Genomic DNA, 15738 nt, shown 5'->3' with positions numbered 1-15738 from the left:
CCCGGCTCAGCCCTGGGTGCGGGCCACGCCGATCGGGCAGGAGGCGCCGGTGCCGCCCAAGCCGCAGTAGCCGTTGGGGTTCTTGGCCTCCGACAGGTACTGCTGGTGGTACGGCTCGGCCGGGAAGAACGGGCCGGCCGGGGCGATCTCGGTGGTGATCGGACCGTAGCCGAGCGCGGTCAGGGACGGCTGGAAGGCGTCCCGGGTGGCCGCCGCGGCCTCGGCCTGGGCGGGGGAGTGGGTGTAGATGGCGGAGCGGTACTGGGTGCCCACGTCGTTGCCCTGGCGGTTGCCCTGGGTCGGGTCGTGCGCCTCCCAGAACGTCTTCAGCAGGCGCTCGTACGAGATCACCGCCGGGTCGTACACCACCCGGACCGCCTCGGTGTGCCCGGTCAGCCCGCTGCACACCTCCTCGTACGTCGGGTGCGGGGTGTGGCCGCCCTGGTAGCCGGCCAGCGTCGTCCAGACACCGGGCAGCCGCCAGAAGGTGCGCTCGGCGCCCCAGAAGCAGCCCAGCCCGAAGTCGGCGACCTCCAGGCCCTCCGGGTAGGGGCCGAGCAGCGGATGCCCGAGCACGGTGTGCGGTTCGCGCAGCTCGAAGGCCGGGGCCGCCCGGCCGGGCAGTGCCTGGTCGGCGGGGACGAGCGAGGTCTTGTGGCGGTTGAACAGCACGGCCTGCTCCTGCGGGTCGGAGAACGTGGTGCCGGGTGCAACGCGGACGGCCGCCCCCGGATTCCGGGAGCGGCCGTCGGCGGTGTGCGCGGGGGCGGTCAGGCGTCCGGCCCGGCCGCCGCGACGGCGCCCTTGACCGCGTCGATCCGCACGTCGATGAAGAACTGCCTCGGGTCCCTGCGGGTGGTGAACGGCTGCGGGATGTACTGCCCCAGGGCCCGGAACTGCTCCAGGGCCTCGGTGTGCCGCTCGGCCCGGGTCAGGGCGTAGGCGAGCCAGCCCCGGGCGTACCGGATGCGCGGGTGGTCCGGGTCGGCGGCGGCGAGGTCGGCGAGCGCGGTGTCCAGGGCGGCGCCGACCTCCGGGCTCTCCCAGGCGACGAGGGACTCGTCGTCCCGGACGAACTGCTCGTGGAACGCCTCCAGCTTGATCGGCGCGAGCAGGCTGCCGGCCGGCGCGGCGGCGATCGCGTCGTCGATGAACCCGTGCATCAGCTCGTGGCTGCCGCGCCACTTCTCGCACCAGTACTGGAGCGCCCGGGTGTGCGCCGCCCAGTGGTACGGATCGCGCTTGGTCAGCTCGGTCCAGAGCTCGCCGAAGCGCTCGTGGGACCAGCCGAGGCCCATGGCGATGCCGATCTGGGCGACCCACGGGTTGGGGTCGTCGTCGGGGGCGAGGTCGACCGCCCGGGCGGCGTACTCCTCGGCCTGCCGCAGGACCCGGTGGAAGCCCTCGAACTGCTCGCGGCTGACCTGACTGGCGGCCTGGCCGGTGCGGATGTTCCAGGCCAGGTAGACCAGGGCGTCCAGGTGCACCAGGGCGGCGGCCGGGTCCTGCGGCCGCTCCGCCTGCCAGGCCCGCAGCCAGGTGTCGTCCTCGGCCGCCAGCTCGGCCAGCGCGCTGGCGCCGCCAGCGGACGTCGGGGACGGCGTCCACGGCGAGGTAGGCGGCGGCCGACCGCCACTCGCCGGCCTTCGCGGCGGCGAGGACGGCCTCCTCCTCGGGGCCGGGCTCGTCGTCCAGGATGAGGTCCTTGCCGAGCAGCAGCCCGTGGTCCTCGGGGAAGATCCGCTCCCTCGCGCGCTTCTCCTCCAGGAGCCGCGCCTCGTGGCGTTCGATGGTGGCCTTGGCCTGCTCCAGCTTGGCCAGCTTGCGCTTGGCCAGCCAGAGGATGACCTTCGGGGCCGACAGGATGAGGCCGACGACGGCGAGGATGACGACGAGGACGATGATGCCGGTCAAGGACGCTCCTTCCAGGGTGGGGTGGGGCCGGTCAGCGGCCGGGGAGGCCGGCTGTGGCGAGCAGGGCGCGCAGCGGTGAGGTGTCCGGGGTGTCGGCGCAGGCGGCGTCGAGGGCCGGGTCGAAGGCGTCCGGGAAGCCGTCCGGCAGCCGCAGCTCGGCCGGGCCCGACCAGGAGAGCTCCCAGCCCGCCAGGCCGGCCTCGGCGAGCGCGAGCACGGCGGCGTGCGCCAGCTCCCGGCGCAGCACCGGTCGGGCGAACTCGCGGGCGGCCCGGCCGGTGGCGCCGGCGGCCTGTTCGCTCTTCGGCAGCCGGTCGGTGAGCTCCCAGGCCCGGCCGGCGTCGATGGCGTCGAGCAGGCCCTGGACGGTGGGCGGCAGGCCGAGCGCCGTCAGCGCCTGGCCGGCCGGGGCGCCCGCCTCGCGGGCGTGCGCCAGCATCGCGCTGCGGACCAGCTCGGCCCACTCGACCCGCTGCTTGCGGGCGGCCTCGGGCACCAGCGACACGGCTTCCAGCTCGGTCAGCACCCGCTCGGCGTCGTACAGCAGGGCGAGGGCCGGACCGCTGGCTCCGGCTCCGCGCCCGTCGTCGGGCAGCGCCTCGATCGCGGCGACCCGGCGGTCGATCGGCGGGTGCGAGTCGTACGGGTCGGGTTCGTGCTCGGGCAGTTCGAGCGCGTACTCGGCCATCTCCTGACGGCGCTTCGGGTCTCCCAGCAGGTGCTGGAGGCCGCCGAAGACCTGGCCGGGCGGCGGGAGCAGGTCGATCTCCCAGCCGATGGTGGCGTAGCTGCCGAGGTAGAAGTCCTGGGCGGAGTCCAGCACCGGCATCTTGCGCAGCGCCGAGGCGGTGGCGTCCCGGCCGGCCAGCTGGGCGGCGATCAGGTCGGCGGCGTACTCCTGGCGGCGGCCGACCGCCTCGGAGACCCGGAAGTAGAGCTTCGAGTAGAGGGTGAAGAGGCGGGCCAGCACCCGGTCGACGCCGCCGGTGGCCTGCTCGTCGGAGGGCTTGCGGCCCTTGGCCAGCCGCTTCTCGGCCTTGGCGGCGAGCTTGGCGGCCTCCTCGGCCTGGTGCCGGTCGGCGCGCTGGTGGAGCCCGCCGATGGTGTGCAGCACGGCGCGGCGGCCGGCCACCGTGACGGCGGCCAGCTTGACGTCCCGGTTGCTGTAGTGGCCGAACTCGTGCCCCAGGACGGACTCCAGCTCGCCCTCGGTGAGGCCCATCAGCAGCGGGGCGCCGATGACCAGGTGGCGCTTGCCGGGGACCAGGCCGAGCAGCTTGGTCTCCTCGAACACGCCCGCGTTGACCTCGGGCACGAGCCGGATCTCGGACGGCCCGCGGACGCCGGTGCGCTCGCCGATCCGGTCGACCATGGCCCAGATGGCGGGCTGCTGCTCGCGGGTGACGGGCACTCCGGGCAGCTCGCCGCCGTCCTTGCGGCGGCGGGTCAGGAACACCACCCGCAGCACCGGGTAGGCGACCGCGGCGGTCAGCGCCCAGACCTTGATCAGCGCCGGGCGGAGGTGGCCCGAGGCCTGGTAGAGGGCGATGTCGAGGACGAGCAGGCCGACGACGATGCCGAGGGCGAGCAGGTAGAAGCCGGCGAGCAGGGCCACGGCGGTGAACGCCCGAATGGATGTGCTCATGCCAGTGGAACGCTGGGGCGCGCCCATGCGGTGATCCTCCCCGTGGGGCGCGACGGCAGGGCGGCGCCCGGTTGTTGCATGGTGAACATGTGTGCGACGGGTGGAGATCGTAGCGGTCCCCCCAGGCCCGGCGCACCGCCGTTTCGACGCCCGGTACCCCGCTCCGACCTGCGGGTTCGTCCCGGTTCCCGGTTCGTGAGGGCTTGACGGCATTCGCCCACTAGGCTCGGACCCATGACCGAGCACCAGCTTCCTCAGGGCTTCGAGACCCTCGCCATCCACGCGGGTCAGGAAGCGGACCCCCAGACCGGGGCCGTCGTCACGCCGATCTACCAGGTGTCCACCTACAAGCAGGACGGGGTGGGCGGACTGCGAGGCGGCTACGAGTACAGCCGCAGCGCCAACCCGACCCGCACCGCACTGGAGGAGTGCCTCGCGGCACTGGAGGGCGGCGCCCGCGGCCTCGCCTTCGCCTCCGGCCTGGCCGCCGAGGACACCCTGCTGCGCACCATCCTCAAGCCGGGCGACCACATCGTCATCCCCAACGACGCCTACGGCGGCACCTTCCGGCTGTTCGCCAAGGTACTGACCCGCTGGGGCGTCGAGTTCTCCGTCGCCAACACCCAGGACCTGGCCACCGTCCGCGAGGCGCTGCGCCCCAACACCCGCGCGGTGTGGGTGGAGACCCCCTCCAACCCGCTGCTGGGCATCACCGACCTGGCCGCGCTCGCCGAGATCGCGCACGGCGCCGGCGCGCTGCTGGTGGTCGACAACACCTTCGCCAGCCCGTACCTCCAGCAGCCGATCTCGCTCGGCGCGGACGCGGTCGTCCACTCCACCACCAAGTACATGGGCGGCCACTCGGACGTGGTCGGCGGTGCGCTGGTGCTGGCCGACGCGGCCCTCGGCGAGGAGGTCGCGTACCACCAGAACGCGATGGGCGCCGTCTCCGGCCCGTTCGACGCCTGGCTGGTGCTGCGCGGCATCAAGACGCTGGGTGTCCGGATGGACCGGCACAGCGCCAACGCGGAGAAGGTCGCCGAGCTGCTGGCGAGCCACCCGAAGGTCAGCCAGGTGCTGTACCCGGGCCTGCCCGAGCACCCCGGCCACGACATCGCCGCCAAGCAGATGAAGGCCTTCGGCGGCATGGTCTCGTTCCGGGTCGCGGGCGGCGAGGAGGCGGCCGTCGAGGTCTGCAACCGCGCGCAGCTGTTCACCCTCGGCGAGTCGCTCGGCGGCGTCGAGTCGCTGATCGAGCACCCGGGCCGGATGACCCACGCCTCGGCGGCGGGCTCGCCGCTGGAGGTGCCGTCCGACCTGGTGCGCGTCTCGGTCGGCATCGAGTCGATCGACGACCTGCTGGCCGACCTCAAGCAGGCGCTCGGCTAAAGGAGTTCGGGCCTTCCAGGCCCCTCACTGCCCCTGCTGGTCCGCCGTGTAGGACTCCATCGCGTGGTTGAAACGGGCCAGCAGGGCGCAGAACGCGCGCTGCTCCTCGGGTGGCCAGTCGGCCATCAGTCGGCGGGTCAACTCGGCCCGGCCGTCCCGGACTTCGCTGAGCCGGCCGGCGCCGTGCGAGGTCAGCGCGAGCCGTACGGCGCGGCGGTCGGCCGGGTCCTGCACCCGGCCGACCAGTCCGGCCGCGACCAGCGGGGCGACCTGGCGGGTCACCGTGGAGGAGTCCACCCCCAGGGCCTCGGCCAGCGCCTTGACGTTGGCCGGCCCGTGCCGCTCCAGCCGGTCGAGCAGCAGGTAGGCGGCCCGGTCGAGCGGTCCGACGCCGCCGCCGGAGGTTCGGACCTGCTCCATTCGGCGGGCGAACACCGCGAGCTGGTACTGGAGTTGGGCGTGCACGGGGTCGATGCGGTCGGTGGCCTGGGGCGAGGTCGTCGTCATCGCGGCTCACGATCGTCGTGCGGCGAGGGATGCTCGGAAGCAGCAGCGTACGCGGGCCGGGCGGGCCCGGGAACAGGACCGGCGTCCCCGATTGCCCCCGCGGACCCCCGTAGTCTGGCGCCATGCACAACTGGCCGATCACCCTCGACGACGTCCGCGGCGCCCAGAAGATGCTCGCCGGGGTCGCCCGGGTGACCCCGATGGAGGGCAGCCGGCACCTCTCCGGATTGATCGGCACGCCGGTCCACCTGAAGTGCGAGAACCTGCAACGCACCGGGTCCTTCAAGCTGCGCGGGGCGTACGTGCGGATCGCGGGACTCTCTCCGGTGCAGCGGGCCGGCGGAGTCGTCGCGGCGAGCGCCGGGAACCACGCCCAGGGCGTGGCGCTGGCGGCCTCGCTGCTGGGCGTGCGCTCCACCGTGTTCATGCCGGTGGCGGCGCCGCTGCCGAAGGTCGCGGCCACCCGCGAGTACGGGGCCGAGGTGCGGCTGCACGGCGCCACCGTGGACGAGGCGCTCCAGGCCGCGCAGAGCTACGCCGACGCGACCGGCGCGGTGTTCATCCACCCCTTCGACCACTGGGACGTGGTCACCGGCCAGGCGACCGTCGGGCTGGAGATCCTGGAGCAGTGCCCCGAGGTGCGGACCATCCTGGTCGGGGTGGGCGGCGGCGGGCTGCTGGCCGGGATCGCGGCGGCGGTCAAGCCGCTGCGGCCGGACGTGCGGGTGGTCGGGGTGCAGGCGGCGGGCGCGGCCGCGTACCCGCCCTCGCTGGCGGCCGGGCGCCCGGTGTCGCTGGAGCGGTTCGCCACCATGGCGGACGGGATCATGGTCGGGCGCCCCGGCGACATCCCGTTCGAGGTGGTCAACACGCTGGCGGACGGCATCCGCACGGTCTCCGAGGACGCGCTGTCGCGGGCGCTGCTGCTGGGCCTGGAGCGGCTGAAGCTGGTGGTCGAGCCGGCCGGGGCGGCCCCGATCGCGGCGCTGCTGGAGCAGCCCGACTCCTTCGAGGGCCCGGTGGTGGCGGTGCTGTCCGGCGGCAACATCGACCCGCAGCTGATGCAGCGGGTGCTGCGGCACGGGCTCGCGGCGGCCGGGCGCTACCTGTCGCTGCGGGTACGGCTGACGGACCGGCCGGGCGCCCTGGCGGGCCTGCTGGCCGTGCTGACCGAGGTGGACGCCAATGTGCTGGACGTGGCGCACGTGCGGACCGACCCGCGGCTGGGGCTGACCGAGGTCGAGGTGGACCTGCACCTGGAGACCAAGGGGCCGGAGCACTGCGCGCTGGTGCTCGGGGAGCTGCGGGACGCGGGATACGTGGTCTCCGACTGAGCCTTCGGGCGGGGTCTCCGACCGAGCCTTCGGGCCGGGGCGACGGCGGAGCTCTGTCCCTTGACGCGATATATCGCGTACTGCAAGACTCACGATACATCGCGTTCTAGTCCCGTGGGCTGACGTATCGAGTCGCCCGCCTGCCTGAAAACGGGGCAGAGTAGGACAGATCGCCCCATACGTTCGAGGAGATGAGGCAAGGCCATGGCGCCAGCCATCCAAGCCGAGAACCTGGTGAAGACCTTCGGCGACGTACGAGCCCTGGACGGCGTCAGCCTCGACGTCCCCGAGGGCACGGTGCTCGGGCTGCTCGGCCCGAACGGCGCCGGGAAGACCACCACCGTGCGGGTCCTCACCACGCTGCTCCGCCCCGACTCCGGCCGCGCGGTGGTCGCCGGGGTCGACGTGCTCAAGCACCCCAACCGGGTCCGCAGCCTGATCGGCCTGTCCGGCCAGTACGCGGCGGTCGACGAGTACCTGACCGGCTTCGAGAACCTCACCATGGTCGGCGAGCTCTACCAGATGAGCAACCGCGAGGCGAAGGCCCGCGCGCTGGAGCTGCTGGAGTGGTTCAACCTCACCGAGGCCAAGGACCGCACCGCCAAGACCTACTCCGGCGGCATGCGCCGGCGCCTGGACCTCGCCGCCGCGCTGGTCGTCCGGCCGCCGGTGATGTTCCTGGACGAGCCGACCACCGGCCTCGACCCGCGCAACCGGCTCGCGCTCTGGGAGGTCATCGAGACCCTGGTCGAGCAGGGCACCACGCTGCTGCTCACCACCCAGTACCTGGAGGAGGCCGACCGGCTCGCCCACGACATCGCGGTGGTCGACCACGGCCGGGTGATCGCCCGCGGCACCGCCGACCGGCTCAAGGCGCAGATCGGCGGCGAGCGGATCGAGGTCGTGGTGCACGAGCCCGGCCTGGTCGCCGACGCGGTCGCGGCGCTGTCCCGCTACGCGCTGAACGAGCCGACGGTGGAGAAGAACACCCGCAGGATCACCGTGCCGGTCAGCGGCGGTGCCCGGGTGCTCGCCGACGTGATCCGCGAACTGGACTCCCGCGGGATCGAGATCGACGACATCGGGCTGCGCCGCCCGACCCTGGACGACGTCTTCCTCACCCTCACCGGCCACGTCGCCGAGGAGCGGCCCGAGGAGGGGGACGAGAACGGCGGCCCCCGGCCGGACAAGCAGGCCGTCGCGGCCGGGAAGGAGAGCTGAGATGGGCACCGCCACCGGACAGGCCACCGAGCACGCCATCGGCGCGGCGATGCCCCGGCACCGCCGAGGGCTCTCCGCCACCCTGCACGACTCCTGGGTGGTCGCGAAGCGCAATGTGCGCCGAATGACCCGAATACCCGAAATTGTCATTTTCGGGCTCATGCAGCCGGTGATGTTCGTGCTGCTGTTCTCGTACGTGATGGGCGGGGCGATCAAGATCCCCGGCGCCGGCTCCAGCTCGGACACGTACATCCAGTTCCTGATGGCCGGCATCTTCGCCCAGACCGTCACCTTCGCCGTGGCCGGTGCCTCGGCGGGCATCGCGGAGGACATGAGCAAGGGGCTGGTGGACCGGTTCCGCTCGCTGCCGATGGCCCGCTCGGCGGTGCTGGTCGGCCGCACCCTCGCGGACCTGTGCCAGACCGCGTTCACCATGGTCGTGCTGGCGCTGGTCGCGCTGCTGGTCGGCTGGCGGATCCACGACGGGCTGCTCAGGGCGCTCGGCGCGTTCGGCCTGCTGCTCCTGCTCGGCTACGCCTTCTCCTGGATCGGCGCGCTGATCGGCCTGTCGGTGCGCAGCCCCGAGGCGGCCACCTCGGCCGGGCTGATCTGGCTGTTCCCGCTGACCTTCGTGTCCAACGCCTTCGTGCCGGTCACCTCGATGCCGGGCTGGCTCCAGGGGGTCGCGTACTGGAACCCGTTCAGCGCCACCGTGCAGGCCTGCCGGGTGCTGTTCGGCAACCAGGTCGGCCCGGTGGACCAGGTCTGGTCGATGCAGCACGCGGCGCTGGTGTCGGTGCTGTGGTCGGTGGTGATCACCGCGGTGTTCTCCTGGCTGGCGGTGCGCAAGTACCGCTCGTCCACCGCCTGACCCGCTCGAAGAACGACAGGGCGGCCGCGGAGGAACCTCCGCGGCCGCCCTCGTGGCGTGGGACCGGATCAGCCGGCGTGCGGCACGACCTTGACGATCTTCACCATGGCCGGCTTGCCGTTCGGCAGCTCGTAGGTGGCCTCGTCGCCGATCCGCTTGCCGTCGATCGCGCGGCCCAGCGGGGACTGCGGCGAGTAGACGTCCAGGTCGTCGGCGCCCGCGACCTCGCGGGAAGCGAGCAGGAACTCCATGAGGTCGTCCTCGTCGCCGTCGAAGGCGACCGTGACGACCATGCCCGGGGCCACCACGCCCGAGTCGGCCGGGGCCTCGCCGACCTTGGCGCGCTCCAGCAGCTGGGTCAGCTGGCGGATGCGCAGCTCGTACTTGCCCTGCTCCTCCTTCGCCGCGTGGTAGCCGGCGTTCTCCTTGAGGTCGCCCTCCTCGCGCGCCGCCTCGATCTTCTGGGCGATCTCGATGCGCCAGGGCCCGGTCAGGTGATCCAGCTCGGCCTTGAGCTGGTCGTAGCCGGCCTGAGTGAGCCAGGTCACGTTCTCACTGGTCTGGGTCACGGGTGCTCCTCGTAGGTGCGGGGCTGTGCTGAGGGTGTGAGTCGTCAGCAGGGGTCGGTGGTGATATCGGTCGTAACTACAAAGCAACGCCCGCTCCCGTACCATCCGGTGCGGAAGGGGCGAAACCACGAGCCTAACAAGTCCTGCCGACAAGCGGGAGGGGCCTTTGGGCGCCATTGACGGCGGTGTTGCGCCGGTTTGTACGGCAACGGTCCGTGGGACCTAGTACGGATGCCCGCTCTCCGGATCGAATATGCGCGTCGCCCGGGTGCCGGTTGGTTGCCCGCCGGATGCGCGCCCTACTGGGCGGGCGTGCAGCCCAGCAGCTCGGCGGTGGTGCCGCGCGAGGTGGTGCGCAGGGTGACCACCGCGTCGTAGCTGGAGCCCGCCGCCGGGACGGGGAAGTCGGCCACCCCGACCACCCCGTGGTCGTCGCCCTGCGAGCGGACCGTACAGGTGCCCGCCTGCCCGTCGCTCTTGCGCACGGTGAGGTGCAGCTGGACCTCGGAGTCGGAGAGCACCTGGAAGGTCGGCACCGAGCCGTTGATCTTCGACTCGCGCAGCACGTAGGAGCCGCCCAGCCAGGCGACCGCGCCCAGGCCGAGCACGCCGCAGACCGCGCCGATCACCTTCAGGCGGCGGTCCGAGTCGCGGGTGCCGCCGCGGCCGTAGCGCCCCTCGGGCAGGCCGGTGGCGGTGGTGTCTGCACTCATCGGACTCCGTCCTCTCCTGGAGCAGCGGCCGCCCGGGGTGGTGCGGGGGAATGCGACGCTCCTCCAGTCCGTCACTATAGGAGGGGCACGCCCGCGGCCGGTCCGGCGGGGGCAGGGCTCGGCCGCGCCGACGACATCGAGCGGCCCGGCCCCGCGGCGACGCGGTCCCGAAGTGAGCGGTTCGTACGGTGGGCAGACCCGGACTTCGCGGAACGCCCGACGAGTGTGGAAGGAACGCAAGGCGTTGACTGAGCAGTTGCGACTGATGGCGGTGCACGCCCATCCGGACGACGAGTCCAGCAAGGGCGCGGCCACCATGGCCATGTACGTCGAGCAGGGCGTGGACGTGCTGGTGGCCACCTGCACGGGGGGCGAGCGCGGGTCGGTTCTCAACCCCAAGCTCCAGGGGGACCGGTACGTCGAGGAGAACATCCACGAGGTGCGCCGCAAGGAGATGGACGAGGCGCGGGCGATCCTCGGCGTCAAGCAGGCCTGGCTGGGCTTCGTGGACTCCGGCCTGCCCGAGGGGGACCCGCTGCCCCCGCTGCCCGAGGGCTGCTTCGCCCTGGAGGACGTCAAGACGGCGGCCGAGCCGCTGGTCCGGCTGATCCGCGAGTTCAAGCCGCAGGTCATCACGACCTACGACGAGAACGGCGGGTACCCGCACCCGGACCACATCATGACCCACAAGATCACCATGCTGGCCTTCGACGCCGCGGGTGACCCGGACGCCTACCCGGAGGCCGGCGAGCCCTGGCAGCCGCTGAAGCTGTACTACAACCACGGCTTCCCGATGGGCCGCATCCGGGCCCTGCACGACTACCTCACCGAGCACGGCCACGAGTCGCCGTACGGCGAGTGGATCGAGGGCTGGAAGAAGAGCGGCCGCAAGGAGCGGGAGATCACCACCCGGGTCCGCTGCGGCGACTGGTTCGAGATCCGCGACCGGGCGCTGATCGCCCACGCGACCCAGATCGACCCGGACGGCCCGTGGTTCCGCGTCCCGCTGGACGTCCAGCGGGAGGTCTGGCCCACCGAGGACTACGAGCTCGCCCGTACCCTGGTCGACGTGGACCTGCCGGAGGACGACCTGTTCGCCGGTGTGCGCACCCCCACCCTGGTGGCCGAGGCCGCCGACACGCGCGACTGAAACGCCCCCCGACGGCCCGGCTGTTCGTGAGCCGGGCCACCATAGAGATATGAGTGCCTCCGTGAACCTCGTCCATCTCGCCGCTGACCTCGCCGTCGACGACGCCAAGGTCACCCCTGGCCTCCTCGGCTTCGTCGTCTTCGCCGCCCTCGGCGTCGCGACCTGGTTCCTGGCCAAGTCGATGAACCGGCAGTTCAAGAAGGTCGACTTCGTCGAGGAGCCGGAGACCTCCAAGGAGTGAGCCGACACCGGTGGCCGGCCCCGCGGGGCCGGCCACCGGCGTCCGGGCTTCCAGGCGTTCGGATCTCCTTACGCGGCCCCCCGGCGCCAGTTCGCCGGCGTCGACCCACAGGTCCTCCATCGGGCCGTGTGCGGCTTCGCGGGGCGGGGCGCTGTGAGAGGCTGGGGCGCATGAACCGGTTGGCTGGTGTGACCTCGCCTTATCTGCTGCAGCACGCTGACAATCCGGTCGATTGGTGGCCTTGGGGGCCGGAGGCGTTCGAGGAGGCCCGGCGGCGCGGCGTACCTGTTCTGCTGTCGGTCGGTTACGCGGCGTGTCACTGGTGTCATGTGATGGCCCACGAGAGCTTCGAGGACGCCGGGCTGGCCGAGTACCTCAACGAACGGTTCGTCGCGGTCAAGGTGGACCGGGAGGAGCGGCCGGACGTCGACGCCGTGTACATGGAGGCGGTGCAGGCGGCGACCGGGCAGGGCGGGTGGCCGATGACGGTGTTCCTCACCCCCGAGAAGGAGCCGTTCTACTTCGGCACCTACTTCCCGCCGGAGCCCAGGCACGGGATGCCGTCCTTCCGGCAGGTGCTGGAGGGAGTGGATGCCGCCTGGCGGGAGCGTCGGGAGGAGGTCGGGGAGGTCGCCCGGCGGATCCGGGCCGATCTGGCCGAGCGGGGCGCCGTCTATGCGGCCGGGGCCCACAACCCGCCCGGCGAGGCGGACCTGCACCAGGCGCTGGTGGCCCTCAGTCGGGACTTCGACCAGGCCCGCGGCGGCTTCGGCGGGGCGCCCAAGTTCCCGCCGTCCATGGTGCTGGAGTTCCTGCTGCGCCATCACGCCCGGACCGGTTCGGAGGCGGCGCTGGAGATGGCCGTGCGCACCGGCGAGGCGATGGCCCGCGGTGGCATCCACGACCAGCTGGGCGGCGGCTTCGCCCGGTACGCGGTGGACGCCCGCTGGGTGGTGCCGCACTTCGAGAAGATGCTGTCCGACAACGCGCTGCTGCTCCGCGCGTACCTGCACCTGTGGCGGTCCACCGGGTCGGCGCTGGCCCGTCGGGTCGCGCTGTCCACCGCGGATTTCCTGCTGCGTGAACTCCGCACGCCCGAGGGCGCGTTCGCCTCCGCGCTGGACGCCGACAGCCTGGACGAGGAGACCGGGCAGTCCGCCGAGGGCGCCTACTACGTGTGGGAGCCCGGCCAGTTGGTCGACCTGCTCGGCCCCGCCGACGCGGCCACCGCGGCCCGGTTGTTCACCGTCACCGCCGAGGGCACCTTCGAGCACGGCACCTCCGTCCTCCAACTCCTCGCCGACCCCGAGGACTTCGACGAGTACGAGGCGATCCGGGCGCGGCTGGCCGAAGCGCGGACGTCCCGGCCCGCCCCGGCCCGGGACGACAAGGTGGTCGCCGCCTGGAACGGCCTCGCCATCGCCGCCCTCGCCGAGACCGGCGCGCTGCTGGACCGCCCCGACCTGGTCGAGGCCGCCGAACGCGCCGCTGACCTGCTGCTCGCCGTCCACCTCACCTCGGACGGACGGCTGTTGCGCACTTCCCGGGACGGCCGGGCCGGTGCCAACGCCGGTGTGCTGGAGGACTACGCGGACACCGCCGAGGGCTTCCTCGCGCTGTACGCCGTCACCGGCGACGCCTCCTGGCTCCAGCTGGCGGGCGGCCTGCTCGACACCGTGCTCAAGCACTTCACCGACGAGGCCTCGGGCGCGCTCTACGACACCGCCGACGACGCCGAGGAGCTGATCCGCCGCCCGCAGGATCCGACCGACAACGCCACCCCGTCCGGCTGGACGGCCGCCGCCGGGGCGCTGCTCACCTACGCCGCGTACACCGGCTCCGACCGGCACCGCACGGCCGCCGAACGGGCTCTCGGTGTGGTCGGCGCCCTCGCCGGACGGGCCCCGCGGTTCATCGGCTGGGGCCTGGCCGTCTCCGAGGCGCTGCTCGACGGGCCGCGCGAGGTCGCCGTGGTCGGCCCGGACGGCGATCCGGCCACCGCGGCCCTGCGGCGGACCGCGCTGCTCGGGACGGCGCCGGGCGCGGTGGTCGCGGTCGGCGCGCCGGGAGAGCCCCAGGAGTCCGGGGAGTCCGGGGAGCCCGGGGTGCCGCTGCTGGCGGACCGGCCGTTGATCGGCGGGGCGCCCGCGGCGTACGTCTGCCGGCACTTCGCCTGCGACGCGCCGACCACCGATCCGGCGGTGCTGGCGGAGAAGCTGGGCGCGGCGGTCGAGTAGCGACGGGCCGATAACCCTTGGCGGACACGTCCGGGTCTGCCCCACAATGGGGCATGACCTGGACTTTCAGTACCTCGCTCGACGAGTTCCAGGGCCGGGCCGGCGCCTTCCTGGCCGCCCGCCCGGCCGAGAACACCGTCCTGCTCACCATTGCCCACCGGCTGGCCGAGTCCGGTCTGACGGTGTTCGGCGAGCCGCCGGTCTTCGGCTGGTGGCGGGCCGAGGAGGGTGGTCCGGTCGCGGGAGCCTTCCTCCAGACCCCGCCGTTCGACCCCCGGCTCTCCTTCATGCCACCGGCCGCGGCCGCCGAGCTGGCGCTCGAACTTGCCGCCGCGGGGCCGGAGTTCACCACGGTGACCGGGGTCGGCGGGGAGGTCGAGGCGGTCCGCGCCTTCGCCGGGGCGTGGGCGGCCGCCACCGGCTCCGTGCAGTCCGTCCGCGCCGACGAACGGCTCTATCGGCTCGGCGAGTTGACCGACCCGCCGCGCCCGCCGGCCGGCCGTCACCGGCTGGCCGGGCCGGCCGACCGTGAGCTGGCGATCCGCTGGTACGAGGAGTTCCTGGTCGAGGCCAAGGTCGAACTCCCCGGCGTGCCAAGGGCGGTGGACGAGCGGATCGCGATCGGCGGCCTGCACCTGTGGGAGGTCGAAGGCCGCCCGGTCGCCCTGGCCGGCAGCAGCCCGATCATCGTCGGGATGTCCCGCATCGGCCCGGTCTACACCCCCGTGGAGAGCCGCGGCCGCGGCTACGGCACCGCCGTCACCGCCGCCACCTCGGCCCACCTCCTCGCCCGCGGCGCCACCGAGGTACTGCTCTACACGGACCTCGCCAACCCGACCAGCAACTCCATCTACCAGCAGATCGGCTATCTGCCGGTGGAGGACTCCCTGGAGGTGGACTTCCACCGGGGGTGATCGGCGGCAGCGCGCCATCCGTCCGCCCTTCACTCCCAGTCCCACCGGATCCCCAGCAGGCACGGCCGCAGCGCCGTGGCGACGAGGTGCACGCTGTGGTGCCCGTCGAGGGTGAGTTCCTCGGTCTCGTACGGGATGTCGCCCGGGGAGTGGAGGGCGAAGCGGTGGCAGCGGACGGGGAGGGCGGCGGGGTGGAAGGTGATCTGGAGGACGTACTGGCCCGCCCCGGCGTTGAAGCCGCGGACGTACTCGCAGCTGGGGTCGGGGGAGGGGGCGTCGTCGAAGCCGTAGCCGAGCAGATGGGTGTCGCCGGCGCGCAGCCGGCGGTCGAGGAGGAGTTCGGCGGCGAGCAGGTGGTGGGCCTGGTCGCGGCGGATGCGGCCGGGGCGGCAGTTCTCCTCGGTGCGGACGCCGACGCGGGTGATGTCGCTGCCCGGGTCGCCCTGGTAGAAGGCGAGGTAGCGGTCGATGCCGTCGTGGTGGGCGCGCAGGGCGTGTTGGGAGTCGCGGCGGGTGACCTGGCGGTCGGGGCCGACCCGGATGCGCTCGATGTGGGTGACGGTGTGCAGCCCGGTGTCGCGGGGGCCGGTGAGGGTGGCGAGCAGGTCGTCGACGGCCGCGGCGGGGGAGATGAGGTCGCGGTAGGGCCGTACGGGCGGGCCGGTCGGGGCGGGGCAGGCGGCGCGGCGGGGGCCGAGCAGCCGGGTGAGGGAGTGCTCGGGCAGGTTGAGGACCTCCTCCAGGGCGGCGACGGCGCGCAGTGACTCGGCGCGCTCGGGGCGGCGACGGCCCTGCTGCCAGTAGCTGAGGCTGGTGAGGCCGACGTTGACGCCGCGCAGCGCGAGGTGGCGGCGGACGCGGTGCAGCGCGAGGCCGCGGGCGGCGATCGCGGTGCGCAGGGCGAGGTGGAACGGGCCGGTGCGCAGGGCGGCGGCGAGGTCGGCTGGGTCGCTCTGGTGGATGGCGGCCTCCTGGGGCGGGCTGTGGGTGAACGGTCGGGCGTGCGCGGTCCGGCTTTTGACCGTGAATATTC

15 protein-coding genes are annotated in these 15738 nt (G+C 73.1%); 8 read left to right on the top strand and 7 right to left on the bottom strand.

Annotated features, from left to right (window positions below):
- Positions 1 to 6 precede the first annotated feature (6 nt).
- From msrA to QWJ13_RS22150, 3 genes are all read right to left on the bottom strand, one after another.
- Complete coding sequence (gene msrA, locus QWJ13_RS22160; protein ID WP_316526558.1) at positions 7 to 672, bottom strand: peptide-methionine (S)-S-oxide reductase MsrA; 666 nt, start codon at positions 670 to 672, stop codon at positions 7 to 9.
- Between the two features lie 98 nt (positions 673 to 770).
- Positions 771 to 1487, bottom strand: coding sequence for a hypothetical protein (locus QWJ13_RS22155; RefSeq protein WP_316526557.1), 717 nt, complete (start codon positions 1485 to 1487; stop codon positions 771 to 773).
- 458 nt (positions 1488 to 1945) lie between these two features.
- Positions 1946 to 3559: a M48 family metalloprotease gene (locus QWJ13_RS22150; protein ID WP_316526556.1), complete on the bottom strand. Its 1614-nt coding sequence runs from the start codon at positions 3557 to 3559 to the stop codon at positions 1946 to 1948.
- A gap of 234 nt (positions 3560 to 3793) precedes the next feature.
- On the opposite strand from QWJ13_RS22150, the gene QWJ13_RS22145 reads away from it, so the two are divergent.
- The gene (locus QWJ13_RS22145; RefSeq protein WP_316526555.1) at positions 3794 to 4948 is read left to right on the top strand and encodes a cystathionine gamma-synthase; all 1155 of its coding nucleotides are present in this window, start codon (positions 3794 to 3796) and stop codon (positions 4946 to 4948) included.
- 24 nt (positions 4949 to 4972) lie between these two features.
- Here QWJ13_RS22145 and QWJ13_RS22140 read toward each other — a convergent pair whose 3' ends face one another.
- Positions 4973 to 5455 carry a MarR family winged helix-turn-helix transcriptional regulator gene (locus QWJ13_RS22140; protein ID WP_316526554.1) on the bottom strand — a complete coding sequence of 161 codons (483 nt, stop codon included), beginning with the start codon at positions 5453 to 5455 and terminating at the stop codon, positions 4973 to 4975.
- Positions 5456 to 5577: 122 nt separating this feature from the next.
- On the opposite strand from QWJ13_RS22140, the gene ilvA reads away from it, so the two are divergent.
- From ilvA to QWJ13_RS22125, 3 genes are all read left to right on the top strand, one after another.
- Entirely contained in the window at positions 5578 to 6789 is a 1212-nt protein-coding gene (gene ilvA, locus QWJ13_RS22135) for a threonine ammonia-lyase (protein ID WP_316526553.1), read from the top strand.
- A gap of 204 nt (positions 6790 to 6993) precedes the next feature.
- Positions 6994 to 8010: an ATP-binding cassette domain-containing protein gene (locus QWJ13_RS22130; protein WP_316526552.1), complete on the top strand. Its 1017-nt coding sequence runs from the start codon at positions 6994 to 6996 to the stop codon at positions 8008 to 8010.
- Between the two features lies 1 nt (position 8011).
- Positions 8012 to 8881 carry an ABC transporter permease gene (locus tag QWJ13_RS22125; RefSeq protein ID WP_316526551.1) on the top strand — a complete coding sequence of 290 codons (870 nt, stop codon included), beginning with the start codon at positions 8012 to 8014 and terminating at the stop codon, positions 8879 to 8881.
- Between the two features lie 68 nt (positions 8882 to 8949).
- Here QWJ13_RS22125 and greA read toward each other — a convergent pair whose 3' ends face one another.
- Positions 8950 to 9450, bottom strand: coding sequence for a transcription elongation factor GreA (greA, locus tag QWJ13_RS22120; protein WP_316526550.1), 501 nt, complete (start codon positions 9448 to 9450; stop codon positions 8950 to 8952).
- Positions 9451 to 9749: 299 nt separating this feature from the next.
- Entirely contained in the window at positions 9750 to 10163 is a 414-nt protein-coding gene (locus tag QWJ13_RS22115) for a DUF4307 domain-containing protein (protein WP_316526549.1), read from the bottom strand.
- A gap of 244 nt (positions 10164 to 10407) precedes the next feature.
- Between QWJ13_RS22115 and mca the strand changes: the two genes are divergently transcribed.
- From mca to QWJ13_RS22095, 4 genes are all read left to right on the top strand, one after another.
- Complete coding sequence (gene mca / locus QWJ13_RS22110) at positions 10408 to 11313, top strand: mycothiol conjugate amidase Mca (protein WP_316526548.1); 906 nt, start codon at positions 10408 to 10410, stop codon at positions 11311 to 11313.
- Positions 11314 to 11362: 49 nt separating this feature from the next.
- The gene (locus tag QWJ13_RS22105; RefSeq protein ID WP_316526547.1) at positions 11363 to 11554 is read left to right on the top strand and encodes a hypothetical protein; all 192 of its coding nucleotides are present in this window, start codon (positions 11363 to 11365) and stop codon (positions 11552 to 11554) included.
- A 170-nt stretch (positions 11555 to 11724) separates the two neighbouring features.
- A complete protein-coding gene (locus QWJ13_RS22100) occupies positions 11725 to 13791 on the top strand; it encodes a thioredoxin domain-containing protein (RefSeq protein ID WP_316526546.1) in 2067 nt (688 codons plus the stop codon).
- Positions 13792 to 13844: 53 nt separating this feature from the next.
- On the top strand, positions 13845 to 14705 hold the full coding sequence (locus QWJ13_RS22095; RefSeq protein WP_316526545.1) for a GNAT family N-acetyltransferase: 861 nt from the start codon (positions 13845 to 13847) through the stop codon (positions 14703 to 14705).
- Between the two features lie 29 nt (positions 14706 to 14734).
- On the opposite strand, the gene QWJ13_RS22090 is transcribed toward QWJ13_RS22095, so the two are convergent.
- Entirely contained in the window at positions 14735 to 15667 is a 933-nt protein-coding gene (locus QWJ13_RS22090) for a hypothetical protein (RefSeq protein ID WP_316526719.1), read from the bottom strand.
- Between the last annotated feature and the right edge of the window lie 71 nt (positions 15668 to 15738).

This window comes from Kitasatospora brasiliensis (assembly GCF_032654805.1).
In the GTDB taxonomy this organism is placed as follows: domain Bacteria; phylum Actinomycetota; class Actinomycetes; order Streptomycetales; family Streptomycetaceae; genus Kitasatospora; species Kitasatospora brasiliensis.
The sequence above is the reverse complement of the archived record's forward strand: the minus strand, read 5'-3'. Positions and strand labels throughout refer to the sequence as shown.